Here is a 532-nt window from a genome sequence, read left to right as displayed (position 1 = left end):
TAAGCATGATGGAATAGGGGCAGCTTCTTATTTTGAAGTTGAAGATTTAAATCAAAAGTCTGTTAAAATTAAGAGCCGTAATTCTGTAAGAGCAGATTGGAAACAACAAGTGTTAGGAAGGTGTAATGGATGAGGATAATGAAAAAGGCAATAATATATTGGATTTCAGAAGAAGAAGGAGGAAGGAAAAGGCCACCAATAGGAACTGAATATTACCCGACTATACAGATGGAAAATGGAGATACTTGGAGTCTAGCTATTAGGTTTGATAGAACAAATGTAGAACAAAATGAAATGAAAGATAATTGTGAAGTAGGCTTTTTGTTTGATAATGCGCCATATCATTTATTAAAAAGCGGTGCAGAATTTATTATTTATGAGGGACCACATAAAGTCGGTGTAATGGTAATCAGGTAAGATAATATATACTTCCAATAGCTGAAAATAGCGGGATTGACAAAATACGCTGGATCAGAAGTGCTTTCAGCATTGGATAAAGCTGATGTTTGCGGGGGCTTCCGGTACTGGTGTG

The 532-nt window shown here is 36.1% G+C and carries 1 protein-coding gene; it reads left to right on the top strand.

Features of this window, described 5'->3' with window-relative positions:
• Positions 1 to 129: 129 nt before the first annotated feature.
• Positions 130 to 417: a hypothetical protein gene (locus tag DXA60_RS18570; RefSeq protein WP_015560342.1), complete on the top strand. Its 288-nt coding sequence runs from the start codon at positions 130 to 132 to the stop codon at positions 415 to 417.
• Positions 418 to 532 lie beyond the last annotated feature (115 nt).

Source organism: Roseburia sp. OF03-24 (assembly GCF_003463035.1).
Classification (GTDB): domain Bacteria; phylum Bacillota; class Clostridia; order Lachnospirales; family Lachnospiraceae; genus Roseburia; species Roseburia rectibacter.
This window is presented reverse-complemented; position numbering and strand designations above follow the sequence as displayed.

Bases quoted from the DNA above. Each gene is read 5' to 3' on its own strand.
- DXA60_RS18570 (WP_015560342.1), top strand. From the start codon at position 130: ATGAGGATAATGAAAAAGGCAATAATATATTGGATTTCAGAAGAAGAA.